The 11325-nt window shown below is 59.0% G+C and carries 11 protein-coding genes and 1 pseudogene; 7 read left to right on the top strand and 5 right to left on the bottom strand.

Annotation, left to right across the window (positions count from 1 at the left end):
- Positions 1-287 precede the first annotated feature (287 nt).
- Positions 288-530, top strand: coding sequence for a DUF2790 domain-containing protein (locus ACCC96_RS30010; protein WP_413697713.1), 243 nt, complete (start codon positions 288-290; stop codon positions 528-530).
- A 9-nt stretch (positions 531-539) separates the two neighbouring features.
- Here ACCC96_RS30010 and ACCC96_RS30005 read toward each other — a convergent pair whose 3' ends face one another.
- The 3 genes from ACCC96_RS30005 to ACCC96_RS29995 are packed head-to-tail and all read right to left on the bottom strand — an operon-like array spanning position 540 to position 4410.
- Positions 540-1808 carry an OprD family porin gene (locus ACCC96_RS30005; protein WP_019650984.1) on the bottom strand — a complete coding sequence of 423 codons (1269 nt, stop codon included), beginning with the start codon at positions 1806-1808 and terminating at the stop codon, positions 540-542.
- 17 nt (positions 1809-1825) lie between these two features.
- Positions 1826-3046, bottom strand: coding sequence for a benzoate/H(+) symporter BenE family transporter (locus ACCC96_RS30000; RefSeq protein ID WP_413697712.1), 1221 nt, complete (start codon positions 3044-3046; stop codon positions 1826-1828).
- Positions 3043-4410, bottom strand: a complete 1368-nt coding sequence (locus ACCC96_RS29995; RefSeq protein ID WP_413697711.1) for an aromatic acid/H+ symport family MFS transporter — start codon at positions 4408-4410, stop codon at positions 3043-3045. Before ACCC96_RS29995 ends, ACCC96_RS30000 begins: the two co-directional genes overlap by 4 nt.
- A 252-nt stretch (positions 4411-4662) precedes the next feature.
- Here ACCC96_RS29995 and ACCC96_RS29990 point away from each other — a divergent pair, with 252 nt between their 5' ends.
- The 6 genes from ACCC96_RS29990 to ACCC96_RS29965 all read left to right on the top strand — a co-directional run bounded on the left by ACCC96_RS29990 (position 4663) and on the right by ACCC96_RS29965 (position 9411).
- Positions 4663-5766: an AI-2E family transporter gene (locus ACCC96_RS29990; protein ID WP_413697715.1), complete on the top strand. Its 1104-nt coding sequence runs from the start codon at positions 4663-4665 to the stop codon at positions 5764-5766.
- A gap of 22 nt (positions 5767-5788) precedes the next feature.
- Positions 5789-6238 (top strand): potassium channel family protein, encoded by a 450-nt coding sequence (locus ACCC96_RS29985; RefSeq protein ID WP_018930176.1) that lies wholly within the window; start codon positions 5789-5791, stop codon positions 6236-6238.
- 110 nt (positions 6239-6348) lie between these two features.
- Positions 6349-6975 carry a DUF1780 domain-containing protein gene (locus tag ACCC96_RS29980; protein ID WP_007938395.1) on the top strand — a complete coding sequence of 209 codons (627 nt, stop codon included), beginning with the start codon at positions 6349-6351 and terminating at the stop codon, positions 6973-6975.
- A gap of 161 nt (positions 6976-7136) precedes the next feature.
- On the top strand, positions 7137-7310 hold the full coding sequence (locus ACCC96_RS29975; protein WP_032830895.1) for a DUF3094 domain-containing protein: 174 nt from the start codon (positions 7137-7139) through the stop codon (positions 7308-7310).
- 60 nt (positions 7311-7370) lie between these two features.
- A complete protein-coding gene (locus tag ACCC96_RS29970) occupies positions 7371-8669 on the top strand; it encodes an NAD(P)/FAD-dependent oxidoreductase (protein ID WP_019650979.1) in 1299 nt (432 codons plus the stop codon).
- Between the two features lie 340 nt (positions 8670-9009).
- Positions 9010-9411, top strand: a complete 402-nt coding sequence (locus ACCC96_RS29965) for an EF-hand domain-containing protein (protein ID WP_019650978.1) — start codon at positions 9010-9012, stop codon at positions 9409-9411.
- A gap of 62 nt (positions 9412-9473) precedes the next feature.
- Here ACCC96_RS29965 and ACCC96_RS29960 read toward each other — a convergent pair whose 3' ends face one another.
- A complete protein-coding gene (locus tag ACCC96_RS29960; protein ID WP_413697714.1) occupies positions 9474-10337 on the bottom strand; it encodes a methyl-accepting chemotaxis protein in 864 nt (287 codons plus the stop codon).
- Positions 10329-11099: pseudogene (locus ACCC96_RS29955) on the bottom strand (MCP four helix bundle domain-containing protein); the annotation flags it as partial. The pseudogene ACCC96_RS29955 and the gene ACCC96_RS29960, both read right to left, overlap by 9 nt.
- Between the last annotated feature and the right edge of the window lie 226 nt (positions 11100-11325).

The raw sequence follows: 11325 nt of genomic DNA, 5'->3' as shown, positions 1-11325 counted from the left end.
GCCGATGGCGGCGGGCCCACGGAGCAGGACCGGAGCGAGGGCACCCTGAGCCTAGGCGAAGGGCCGAACGAAAGGGGTAAGAGCCTTTGGTTACTTTGGGCTTTTCAAAGTGACTCGCTGTAAGAGCGAAACCGCCAGCCGGCACTACCGCAGAAACGGATATGCACACGATCAAAGACCCAGCGATTGTTACATTCCCTGCAAGACTGAATCAGATCCAGCCCCCTTTATCCCCCGCAGGCAAAGACTAAAATTCAGACACTGGAACCCACACAGAGCACAGAAAAATGAAAATCCTGACCAGCCTGTTCCTGACCCTCGCAGCCACCTCGGCCCTGGCCGCCAACGAGCCAGCCGCTGCCACCCCGTACAACCCGGCACAGCCGCTGGACATCGCCAAGGTCGTTTCAGTGACAAACACCGCAACCGCCTGCGGAGTCGTGCCAGCAACCATGGAATATATCGACCATCAGGGCCAGCCCCATCGCGTGACGTACGAAGTCATGGGCAACTGCACCACCGATCTGTGATCGCCCCAGTCATAACAACTTCCATGTGTAGCTGAGAATCAGGCGGTTTTCGTCGATATCACTGCGGTAGTTGGAACGCGCCATGGCGTTGCGCACGCGGATCCCGAGGCCTTTGAGGCTGCCGCTTTGCAACACATAGCCGATGTCCAGATCGCGCTCGCGATCCTTGCCTTCAAACCCCTTGCCGGTGTCGACGTTATTGCCGGTGATGTAACGCACGGTGCTGGTCAGCCCCGGCACGCCGAGGGCGGCGAAGTCGTAGTCGTAACGCGCCTGCCAGGAACGCTCATCGGTGTAGGCAAACTCGTAGGTTGGCACCTCGTTGCCCAGCGGTGAGATGTTGGCAAACACTCGCGGGAAGGCGCTGTCGCCGAACATACCCTGATAGCCGACATAAAACGTGTGACCGCCGCGCTTGGCCGACAGCAAAGAGAAGAACGCCTGGTTGTCGATGTTGCCCAGTAATTTTTTGCCGTCCTCACGCGAATCGTAATAGCCAAGGTTGGCGCCCAAGGTCCAGTCTCCCGCCGGCTCGCTGTGCTTGAAGCCGAGAAAGCGCTGGTTGTAGATGTCTTCCAATTGCCCGAACCAGGCACTGACCGAGCTACGTTTGTCATTGAAGGCGTAATCGGCACCGGCAAAGTTGAAACCATCGCTGCTGACCTGACGCTGGGGTACATGACCGAGCATGGCTTGCATCTTTTCATCGCCAGCCTCGTTGCGCAGGCTGGTCGAACTCAAATGACCGCCCTGTAAGGTCAGGCCATCGATCTCATTGGAGCTGATGCTTGCGCCCTGATAACTGGGCGGCAGCAGACGGATATCGCTGAAGGCCAGCACCGGCAGGTTGGGTTGCAGTTCCCCCACCTTCAATTCGGTCTTGGAGTAACGCACCTTCAGCGCGCCTTCCAGACGACTGTATTCATTCGCCGCGCGTCCATCATCGTGCACCGGCAACAAACCGGTATTGACCCGGTCCGGGCTGCTGTCGAGTTTGAGGCCGAGCAGGCCAATGACATCCACACCAAAACCGACAGGCCCCTGGGTATAACCGGATTTGACGTTGAGAATGAAGCCCTGTGCCCACTCTTCGGCCTTCGACTGTTTATTGGCCCCGACGATGTCGGAGAAGTCCCGGCTGAAGTAGTAATTGCGCGCTTGCAAGGTGGCGGTGCTGTCTTCGATGAAGCCGCCCTCGGCAGCCACCGCACCGATGGAGAAACTCGAGACGACAGCGATGGACAACACTGAACCGGTTGTTGGAAAAATCTGTTTCATCGTTTTTTCTCTTATTTTTATTGATCGACAGGTTGAAGTGATTCGATTGCGGCGATTTCGCCGCTAGGGACGGGACGACGGGCGCTTAAAAACAAGTGGGTGACCATGCCGAAAATCAGTCCCCAGAAAGCGGCAGACAACCCAAACAGCGACATGCCCGAGGCGGTGGTGAGAAAGGTCACCAACGCGGCTTCACGATCACTCGGCACCGCCATTGCGCCAGCCAGTGCCCCGGCGATCGCGGCGAACAGCGCCAGCCCGGCCAGGGCCGCGATCAACTCCTTGGGAAACGCCGAAAACAACGAAACCAGCGTGGCGCCAAAGATCCCCAGCACCAAATAACAGAGACCGCCCACCACCCCGGCCACATAGCGTTTGCCTGGGTTTTCATGGGCCTCGCGACCGGTACAGATGGCGGCAGTAATCGCCGCCAGATTCAGCCCGTGACAACCGAACGGCGCCAACAGCGCAGTGCCCAACGCACTGCTGGCGATGATCGGGCCGGCGGGCGTTGCGTAACCGCTGGCGCGCAGCACCGCCATGCCGGGGACAAACTGGCCGGTCAGCGCCACCATCACCAGCGGCAAGGCGATATTCAGCGTCGCGCTCAAACTGAACGCAGGCGTGATCCACACTGGCGTGGCCAAACCGATCACCAGCGCTTCGCGGTGCAAATCACCGGCGAGAAACGCGATGGAACAGCCCACCAGCAGCACCATCAACACCGCATATCGCGGCATCACCCGTTTGCAGATCAGATACGTGGCAAACATCGCCAGCACCAGCAGCGGCTTGCCTTGCAACGAGACGAACAACCCGGTGCCGAAACTGAACAGAATCCCCGCCAGCATAGCCGCCGCAATCGCTGCGGGCAGTTTGCCGATGATCCGGTCAAATGCCCCCGACACCCCGACCAGAAAGATAATCAGGCTGCTGACCAGGTAAGCGCCCACCGCTTCGGGCATGGAGATTCCCGGCAACAGCGCCACCAGCAACGCCGAGCCCGGCGCCGACCACGCGATAATCACCGGCACTCGGTAACGCAGGCTCAAACCGATGCCGAGCACCGCGCTGCCGATGGAAATCGCCCAGACCCACGACGACAGCACTTCTCGCGAGAGGTGCGCGGTTTCGGCGGCTTGAAAGATGATCACCAAGGGGCCCGCGTAGGAAATCACCGTCGCGATAAATCCGGCGACGGCAGCCGACAAGGAAAAATCCCGAAATAACGCTTTCATGAAACGTCGCCGACAGACCCGCCAGGCGAACCATGGCGCAGGCCCGACAGCGCTTGTTTGACACTGCGCTGACTGCTGATCGCGAACACGGTCATGGCAATGGCGGCCACCGCACCGGGCAAGGCAAACGCCATGAAGTTCAGTTGCAGCGGCAGGCTGATCCCCAGCAAGGCACCACCCAGCAGCGGGCCGACGATAGCGCCGTTGCGGCCGATGCCCGACGCCCAGCCCAAACCGGTGGAGCGAATGGCCATGGAGTAGAACTGCGCGGCGCAGGCGTACAGCAGAATCTGCGAGCCGATGGTGGTGGCGCCAGCGATGGCGATCAGCAGGTACAACACCGGCATCGGACTGTTGAAGCCAAGCAAGGTGATCGATACGGCTGCACCGGCGAAGAACACCGCCAACACGCGCGGCAGGTTGAGTTTGTCACCCAGCACACCGCCGCCGACCGCGCCAAAAATGGCGCCGAAGTTGAGCACCAGCAGAAACGACAGGCTCGAGCCCAGGCTGTAACCGGCGTTTGCCATCAGTTTCGGCAGCCAGGAACTCAAGGCGTAGACCATCAGCAAGCAGCAGAAAAAAGCCAGCCACAGCATCAGCGTGCGCAGCGCCCGCCCCTCACGAAACAACTGCAACACCGGGGTGCCGCTGCCCTTCACTTCGCTCATGTGCAACTGATCGCCGGTTTGCGCGATATACGCCGGATCGACTCGCTGGAGAATGTTGCGCGCCTCTTCATTGCGCCCCTGACGCAGCATGAAGCCCACCGATTCAGGCAGGAAGTACATGATCAACGGCAACAACAGCAACGGCAGCACCGCCACGTAAAACACCGACTGCCAGCCAAAACTCGGGATCAACACGATGCCAAGCCCCGCCGAAAGCATGCCGCCCACCGAGTAGCCGCTGAACATGATCGCCACCAGCGTGCTGCGGATTTTCTTCGGCGCGTATTCGTTCATCAGCGCCACGACGTTGGGCATCACCCCGCCAATGCCCAGCCCGGCAATGAACCGACAGAGGCCAAACTCGGTGGGGTTACTGGCAAAACCGTTGAGCACGGTAAAACCGCTGAACAGCATCACGCACAGGGTGATGGCTTTTTTGCGGCCGATCTTGTCCGACAGCGGGCCGAAAAACAGCGCGCCGAACATCATTCCAAACAGTGCATAACTTCCCAGTGCGCCGGCTTGCAGAGGACTGAGCCCCCACTCTTTCATCAGCATCGGCAACACCACGCCGTAGATCACCAAGTCGTAACCGTCGAAAATGATGATCAGGGCGCACCAGAACAGCACCATCCAGTGAAAGCGGTTGAATCGTGCTTTGTCGATAACCTCGTGTACGTCAATCTTGCGCATGGCATCTATCTCTTGTTGTTGTTTTTTTAAGAGTCGGTAACGCGGCTAACGTCCGTACAGCCGAGGGTAAAGTCGCCAGGCACGGGGCAATATCCGCTTTGCGCAGATCGCTATCCGTTTTGTGCACTGCCCGGAACCGGGCGTTGGGTGGGGAAAGAGGGGCTTGAATCAGAGAAACCTGTGGCGAGGAGCACGTCTATGCTGGACTTACACCGCTCATGCCTTTGCTCCTATCTACAGGAGGAAAAATCAATGGTTCCCACGCCCATTTCCGAGAAGGCTTTCTCTCGAGGTCTGCTCGATGTACTGATTCGTGCCGGGTTGATTGCCGTTCTGGTGGTTTTCTGCTTCCAGATATTCAGTCCATTCCTCGATCTGATGCTGTGGTCGATAATCCTGGCAATCACCCTCTACCCATCACAGGTCAGGTTCAAAGGCATGCTGGGAGACAAGGATGGGCTCAGCGCGACGCTGATTGTGCTGATCGCCATCTGCATCCTTATGGTGCCTGCCTATTTGTTGGGAACCTCGATTGCAGACTCCGTGGAACGGGCGATAAGCATGGTCAAAAGTGACAGTTTCCATATCCCCCCGCCGTCCGATGCGGTGGCCGGCTGGCCACTCGTGGGCAAACCCCTTCATGGCTTATGGACACAAGCTGTCACCAACCTGCCCGACCTGCTACAGAAGTTCATACCGCAAATCAAAGGTGTCAGCCTCTCCCTGCTGAGCAAGCTGGCGGGGGCCGGCATGGGGCTCCTGTTATTCATCTTCGCCCTGATGATTGCCGGTATTTTTTTAGCCTATGGTGAAAGTGGCCACCGCAGCGCAGTGCAAATCGCTTCGCGCTTCTGCGGCCCGGTCAAGGGACCGAAAATCACCGAGCTGTGCACCGCGACCATCCGGGCAGTGGCGTTGGGCGTGGTCGGCATCGCCTTCATCCAGATGCTGTTGATCGGCATCGGCTTTGTGTCCATGGGCATCCCCGGCGCAGGTCTTCTCGCCTTGGCGGTGCTGCTTATTGGCATCATGCAATTACCGGCCACCCTGATTACCCTTCCGGTCATCGTCTACGTCTTCGCGAACGAAGGTGCCAGTACGGCGACCATTGTGTTTGCCATCTATGTCTTCGTTGCGGGCCTGGTCGATAACGTCCTCAAACCGTTGCTGCTAGGTCGAGGTGTCGATGTGCCAATGCCGGTGGTGCTGATCGGTGCCTTGGGCGGCATGGTCACGAGCGGTATCCTCGGCCTGTTTATCGGCCCCGTGATACTGGCGGTCGGTTATCGGCTGTTCTGGCAATGGGTGGACGATCAAGCGCAAGAAGCCGGAACAGACCATCAGGGACCGACCTGACACGTCTGCCGAGGATATCGCCATGCTGTTGAATCTACTCGCCGGTCTCCCCGTGATGCTGTTCTGCCTGCTGATGCAAGCCGTTTTCATAACTATCTGTTTGCGCCATTACGTGCATTTCAGGCATACCCATCCAAATCGCGAATCGCAATGGCTGAATATCCTGTTGCTGTCGATGGTCATGGTGCTGATGTTGCTCGGCAATTTCGTGCAGATCGCCATCTGGGCCACCCTGTTCATGTTGCTCGACGAATTCGACGAATTCGCCACTGCGCTCTATCACTCGGCAGTCAACTTCGCCACGCTGGGCTATGGCGATATCATCATGTCCCCACGCTGGCGTCTGCTTGGCCCACTGGAAGCAGCCAACGGCATCCTGATGTTTGGTGTCTCTACCTCAGTCATGACCGCTGCGGTGATGGATGTCATCAAACACAGCATGGAAAGGCTACAACAGCGCGAACACCTATAGGTACGTCAGAAAAAGCAGGTAAGGTTCTATCTGAAGAAATCGCGACAGCCTTTTTTCTTTTGCGACAGACTTTATTATTCAGATCACATTTGAACGCTAAGCTTGGGCCTATGGATGACTCAGATTATTTACGCCTGCTGACCATCGCGGCCGAGCAAGCCAACACGTTCCTTTCCAATGCCCGCAAATGGGAGCGTGAGCGTTGGGTTTGCCAGCGCCTGCTGCAAGGTCTGAACATTCCCTATCGCGCCGACGAGTTTGCCCCCGCCGGAGAGCCGCCGGACGTGCTGTTTCGCGACGCGAATTTCGAGGTGTTCTTCGTGCTCGACGAGGGCCGGCGCCTCAATGATGAATGGCGTGATGAGCTGCAACGTCGGCGCAGCGCGTTCTCCCTGAGCCAGCTGGTGCGCCGCGAGGCCAAGCCCCGGCGGATCCCGGCTAATGAATTTCTGCTGAGACTGGCGCCAACCTTGCGCAAAAAAGCTCACAACTACAAAGAGCGCGGCATGGACCTGGGGGATCTGGACATCATCGCCTTCGCCAGCCTCAAGCGCGAAGTGCTGGACCTCAACAGCCACTTCCCGCCCCCCACCGAATACCTGCGTCAAGGCTGGCGTTCGCTGTCGCTGGTCGGCCCGACCTTCGCCCGCGTGCTCTTCGCCCACCCGGATGCCCCGGATTTCCTGCGCAGCAACCTGGGACGCAGCATCGTCTTCGATGTCGGGATCAGCTTGTGAGTCCCGCCACAGATACCGGCAACCCTGCACAGGATGGCGCAATCACTGGCCGAATGTTACAAAGCGCAATCGTTCACCCGAACCACATGCACCGTTCAACGCTTGCAGACAATCTGCTGTAACGTCTGCACATTCAGCAACGTCTACCCGACGAGGCCTTTATGACCAGCCGCCTGAACCCCGACGACCAGAAGCATGTCGAAGAGTACCTGCACCTGTCCCAGCACCGAGTCGAGCGCCGGCCTTTCCGGCCGTGGATGCTCCTGGTGGTGGTGTTGGCAGTGACCATTGGCCTGGGCCTGTTGAGCCGCTTGATCAGTTACCTGACGCTATGAGCTGCCTGGCGCTCGCTCGGGTAATTGCACCGATTTCTTTTAGCCTTGCGAGATATCCCCATGACTCATCGTATTGTCATCGTTGGCGGCGGCGCCGGCGGTCTGGAGTTGGCTACCCGTCTGGGTAAGACTCTGGGCAAGCGCGGCACGGCCAGTGTGATGCTGGTCGACGCGAACCTGACCCACATCTGGAAACCGCTGTTGCACGAAGTGGCCGCTGGATCGCTCAACTCTTCCGAAGACGAACTCAACTATGTTGCCCAGGCAAAATGGAACCATTTCGAGTTCCAGCTGGGGCGCATGAGCGGGCTCGATCGCGCACAGAAGAGAATCCAGCTGGCCGCCACTTATGACGAAGCTGGTCTGGAACTGGTGCCGGCGCGCGAAGTGCCTTACGACTCGCTGGTGATCGCGGTCGGCAGCACCACCAACGACTTCGGCACTCAAGGCGCGGCGCAACACTGCCTGTTCCTCGACACCCGCAAACAGGCCGAGCGCTTCCATCAGCAACTGCTCAATCACTACCTGCGCGCGCACGCCGGACAGACCGACACCGTGCAACAGATCAGCGTGGCCATCGTCGGCGCCGGTGCCACCGGGGTCGAACTGGCAGCGGAACTGCACAACGCCGCCCATGAACTGGCCGCTTATGGCCTGGACCGGATCAAGCCGGAAAACATGCACATCACCCTGATCGAAGCCGGGCCACGGGTTCTCCCGGCGCTGCCGGAACGGATCGGCGGGCCTGTGCATAAAACCCTGGAGAAACTCGGGGTCAACGTCATGACCAATGCCGCGGTCAGCGAAGTGACCGCCGACAGCCTGATTACCGCCGACGGCCAGGTAATCAACGCCAGCCTCAAAGTCTGGGCCGCCGGGATTCGTGCGCCGGGTTTCCTCAAGGACATCGATGGCCTGGAAACCAACCGCATCAACCAGCTGCAAGTGTTGCCGACCCTGCAAACCACCCGCGACGAGAACATCTTCGCCTTCGGTGACTGCGCGGCCTGCCCGCAACCGGGCAGCGACCGCAATGTGCCGCCGCGTGCCCAGGCGGCCCACCAACAGGCTTCGTTGCTGGCCAAATCGCTGAAACTACGGATCGAAGGCAAGGCCCTGCCGGAATACAAATACACCGACTACGGCTCGCTGATCTCGCTGTCGCGGTTTTCGGCTGTGGGTAACTTGATGGGCAACCTGACCGGTAGCGTGATGCTCGAGGGCTGGCTGGCACGGATGTTTTACGTGTCGCTGTACCGCATGCACCAGATGGCGCTGTATGGCGCGTTCCGTACGGCGATGTTGATGCTGGGTAGCAAGATTGGGCGTGGGACCGAGCCGCGGCTCAAGTTGCACTAAATTTTCGGCGTCTGTCAGGGCCTCATCGCGGGCAAGCCACGCTCCCACAGGATCTGCGTCGTAAGCAAATATGCGGCCAACAAAGATTAACTGTGGGAGCGTGGCTTGCCCGCGATGCAGGCGCCTCGGTCTACCCCCGTGAACACTTCTGTGTCTCACTGTATCTCCCCCACGATTTCACCCCTTCGCTTACAAACTCCCTCCTTGCGCGACACAGTAGCGATACACCGCGCCCGCTAAATGGCCACACCCGAGCAAGGCACCGCCTGCTTCGGTCATCGCCGCACTTGCGTGGCGTCCTTTATCGAACGGTTGTGTCGTGCAACCCAGGAGATTTGTAATGTCCCGTACCACTACTCTCAGCAAAAACACCGTTGGCCTGCTCGGCGCTGTCCTGGCCGGCGGCCTGATGTTGTCCGGTTCCGTATTCGCCGCGCAGCCACTGACCCAGGGCTACATGGTCGCCTCGGCCGAAACTTCGGTAAAAACCCCAGAAGGCAAATGTGGCGAAGGCAAGTGCGGCGATGCCTCGATGGCCAAGACAGACACCGATGGCGATGGTCAGGTGTCCCGTGCGGAGTTCCTGAAAGTGGCGCCCAAGGGCGACTTCGACAAGATCGACACTAACCACGATGGTCAAATCTCGGAACAAGAGGCTTTCGATAACGTGAAAGCCAACTACGAAGCCAACGGCAAACAAATGCCGAAGGGCTTGTTCGAGCACTTGAAAGACAACAGCTAAGCCAATGAAGACCAAGCCCTGCTTCTCCATCGAGAAGCGGGGCTTTTTTTCGTCCGGCGGATTTACACCTGAAACCGCTGCACCATGGTCCGCAACGCGTTGGCCAACTGCGACAGCTCATGGCTGGAGGCGCTGGTCTGATCGGCGCCAGCAGCGGAGCGTACCGACAAATCGCGAATGTTCACCAGGTTGCGGTCAACTTCACGCGCTACTTGCGCCTGCTCTTCGGCGGCGCTGGCGATCACCAGGTTGCGTTCGTGGATCTGGTGAACCGAGGCGGTGATGGTCTGCAGCGCCTCACCCGCATGCTCAGCCAACGCCAGGGTGCTGGCTGCCCGCGAGGAGCTGGCTTGCATGGAGTCCAGCGCCTGGGTTGAGCCAGTACGCATGCCCTGAACCATTTGTTCGATTTCCTGAGTCGATTGTTGCGTGCGGTACGCCAGGGCGCGCACTTCGTCGGCAACCACCGCGAAACCTCGACCGCTTTCGCCTGCTCGCGCCGCTTCGATGGCGGCGTTAAGAGCCAACAGGTTGGTCTGTTCGGCAATGGCACGAATCACATCCAGCACCTTGCCGATGTCCTGGGACTGGTTGGCCAACGATTGCACCAAGCCGCCAGTCGTCTGTACGTCGCTGGCAAGGGCGCTGATGGCTCTCACGGTTTCGCTCACTCGCTGCTGACCAACGTGTGCCGACTCACTGGATTGGCGCGTGGCATCGGAGGTAGAAACCGCATTGCGTGCGACCTCCTCCACCGCCGTGGTCATTTCGGTGACGGCCGTCGCCGCTTGTTCTATCTCGTTGTTCTGCTGTTGCAGATTCTGGGTGCTGTCGAGCGTGACCACGTTCAATTCATCGGCTGCCGTCGCCAATTGCGCCGCCGAACCGCTGATGCCCTGCAAGGTTTCACGCAGGTTGTGTTGCATGGTCGCCAGCGCCTTGAGCAAGCGGCTCACTTCGTCGTTGCCATGGGTTTCGATAGGACGGGTCAGATCGCCTCGTGCCACGTTTTCCGCAGCGTTCAACGCCTCTGCCAAGGGTTTGACGATGCTGCGGGTCAACAGCATCGCAAGGCCGACCGTGGCCAACGCCGCGAGGGCAATGAACAGGCTGACGATCATCCGGGAGCTGGCATAGTGCTCTTGGGATTTCTGGCTCTCGGCAGCCACTTGCCGGGTGAACAGTTCCGCCAGATCGTTGAGCTGTTTGCCCGAACCGTCGACAACGGTCTTCATGTCGACCAGCAGCAGTTTGGTCAGCTCGTCACGCTTCCCTTGCTCAGCGAGGGTGAAGGATTGGGCGATGCCGTTGCGGTAGGCGGCGAAGGTTTTTTTGAACTGGTCATACAACTCCTGGCCCTCAGGGGTAGTGACCAATTTGTCGTAAGCGGCGATTTTCTCGCTCAACTCCTTGTCGCGCGTGTCCATCTGACTGCGGTAAGTGGCGATGTTCGTCGGATCCTGATCCAGGGCCATGCGCAGGGAAATGGTACGGATGCGCAGCATGAGCTCGCGGATCTCGTCACCGCCGCGAATGCTCGGCAACCATTGGGTCTCCACCGCCACCTCGCTGTCGCGAATGCTCGACATCTGCCCCAGTGCAAATACCCCGAGCAACGCCACCAGTACCGCGATCAAGGCAAAACCCAGCGCGGCGCGAGGGGCAATATTCAGCTGACGAAGAAACATAACGAGCGCCTTTGTTTTTATTGGCTGGAGTGGAGGCCCTGTCCGTGCCCCGTTAGCTCGTTATCGGCAAGTTGTACGATGACTTGAAACGATCTGCTTTTTCGCAGGCAAAAAAAATCCCCGTATCTTTCGATACGAGGATTTTTAATATGGTCGGGGTAAGGGGATTCGAACTCCTGACATCCTGCTCCCAAAGCAGGCGCGCTACCGGACTGCGCTATACCCC

The organism is Pseudomonas sp. Pseusp11 (assembly GCF_047304405.1).
Classification (GTDB): Bacteria; Pseudomonadota; Gammaproteobacteria; order Pseudomonadales; family Pseudomonadaceae; genus Aquipseudomonas.
The sequence above is the reverse complement of the archived record's forward strand: the minus strand, read 5'-3'. Positions and strand labels throughout refer to the sequence as shown.

What these genes read in the sequence shown, in the direction of transcription:
- ACCC96_RS29980 (WP_007938395.1), top strand. Translation starts at nt 6,349, where the DNA reads ATGGATGACTCAGATTATTTACGCCTGCTGACCATCGCGGCCGAGCAA.
- ACCC96_RS30010 (WP_413697713.1), top strand. Translation starts at nt 288, where the DNA reads ATGAAAATCCTGACCAGCCTGTTCCTGACCCTCGCAGCCACCTCGGCC.
- ACCC96_RS29990 (WP_413697715.1), top strand. Translation starts at nt 4,663, where the DNA reads ATGGTTCCCACGCCCATTTCCGAGAAGGCTTTCTCTCGAGGTCTGCTC.
- ACCC96_RS29970 (WP_019650979.1), top strand. Translation starts at nt 7,371, where the DNA reads ATGACTCATCGTATTGTCATCGTTGGCGGCGGCGCCGGCGGTCTGGAG.
- ACCC96_RS29995 (WP_413697711.1), bottom strand. Translation starts at nt 4,410, where the DNA reads ATGCGCAAGATTGACGTACACGAGGTTATCGACAAAGCACGATTCAAC.
- ACCC96_RS30000 (WP_413697712.1), bottom strand. Translation starts at nt 3,046, where the DNA reads ATGAAAGCGTTATTTCGGGATTTTTCCTTGTCGGCTGCCGTCGCCGGA.
- ACCC96_RS29965 (WP_019650978.1), top strand. Translation starts at nt 9,010, where the DNA reads ATGTCCCGTACCACTACTCTCAGCAAAAACACCGTTGGCCTGCTCGGC.
- ACCC96_RS29975 (WP_032830895.1), top strand. Translation starts at nt 7,137, where the DNA reads ATGACCAGCCGCCTGAACCCCGACGACCAGAAGCATGTCGAAGAGTAC.
- ACCC96_RS29960 (WP_413697714.1), bottom strand. Translation starts at nt 10,337, where the DNA reads ATGCAACACAACCTGCGTGAAACCTTGCAGGGCATCAGCGGTTCGGCG.
- ACCC96_RS30005 (WP_019650984.1), bottom strand. Translation starts at nt 1,808, where the DNA reads ATGAAACAGATTTTTCCAACAACCGGTTCAGTGTTGTCCATCGCTGTC.
- ACCC96_RS29985 (WP_018930176.1), top strand. Translation starts at nt 5,789, where the DNA reads ATGCTGTTGAATCTACTCGCCGGTCTCCCCGTGATGCTGTTCTGCCTG.